Annotated in this window: 2 protein-coding genes and 1 other annotated feature; both genes read right to left on the bottom strand. The window is 69.0% G+C overall.

The annotated features are described in order from the left end of the window. On the bottom strand, nucleotides 1-657 hold a 657-nt coding region (locus HJG52_RS20320; RefSeq protein ID WP_171245451.1), incomplete at its 3' end, for a DDE-type integrase/transposase/recombinase. Then, nucleotides 568-702 (bottom strand) — a sequence feature (AL1L pseudoknot). It overlaps the preceding gene by 90 nt. Then, nucleotides 660-971, bottom strand: coding sequence for a hypothetical protein (locus HJG52_RS20315; protein WP_171245450.1), 312 nt, complete (start codon nucleotides 969-971; stop codon nucleotides 660-662). (Overlaps the previous feature by 43 nt.) Between the last annotated feature and the right edge of the window lie 54 nt (nucleotides 972-1,025).

Genomic DNA, 1,025 nt, shown 5'->3' with positions numbered 1-1,025 from the left:
CTGGCTGCCGGCGTCGGAGTGGTGGATCAGCTCACCCGCCACGACCGGGTGCCCGTCGCGTTCGCGCTGCCACAGCGCCATCCGCAGCGGGATCATCACCAGGTCGGTCTGCTTGCTCATCGAGGCGTGCCAGGCGACGATCCGCCTCGAGTACACGTCGAGGATGAACGCGACGTACACGAACCCGGCCCAGGTGCGCACGTAGGTGAAGTCGGTGACCCAGACCCGGTTGGGCGCCTCGGCGGTGAAGTCCCGGTTCAGCAGGTCCCCGGCCCGGATCCCATCCTTGGCCGGGATCGTCGTGCGGACCGCCTTGTTCCGGCGAACTCCCTTGTGTCCCATAGCGGTCAGGCAGCGCGCGACGGTGCAAGAGGCCACGCCCGGGTGGCCGTTCGCGCGCAACCACGCGGTCACCTTCCGTCGCCCGTACAACGACTCCGGGCTCGCCCGCAGCTCACCGGTCTTCTCGTCCCGGTCGTGGAACAGCTCCCAGATCACGTTCATCAGGTACCCGTCCTCGACGTCCCGCGCCGAGGGCTGCGCGTGCTTCCAGTCCCGGTAGGTGCGCGCGGCGACCTGACAGCCCTGCCCACGCAGGACCCGACAGACCGACTCGACCGCATGCCCCTCGACCCGCAGCTCGTCGATGAACCCCATGATCATCGCCCTCGGGGGTCGAGCTCCCCCGCGAAGAAAACCGCTGCCCGCCGGAGCACTTCGTTGTCCTCCTCGAGCCGGCGCACCTTCGCCTTCAGCGCCCGGATCTCCTCGCGCTCGACCGTGGTCACCCCGTCCTTGTGACCCTGGTCGACCTCCTCGCGCCGGTACCAGCCGCGCAGCGTGTCCGCCGAGATCCCCAGCCGCGATCCCGCCGCCGAGCAGGCCTTGGTCACCGAGCCGTACTCCTGCAGCTCCTCGCGGACCAACCGCAACGCCCGGCTCTTCTCCTCAGCCGTGTAGTGCCTTCCCATGTCCCGCATCCTTCCTGATCGGAATCGATGCGGCGGGAAACCCGTGCCGCTTCA

The organism is Knoellia koreensis (assembly GCF_013041615.1).
GTDB lineage: Bacteria > Actinomycetota > Actinomycetes > Actinomycetales > Dermatophilaceae > Pedococcus > Pedococcus koreensis.
This window is presented reverse-complemented; position numbering and strand designations above follow the sequence as displayed.

Coding starts and splice junctions, on each gene's coding strand:
- HJG52_RS20315 (WP_171245450.1), bottom strand. CDS start 971: ATGGGAAGGCACTACACGGCTGAGGAGAAGAGCCGGGCGTTGCGGTTG.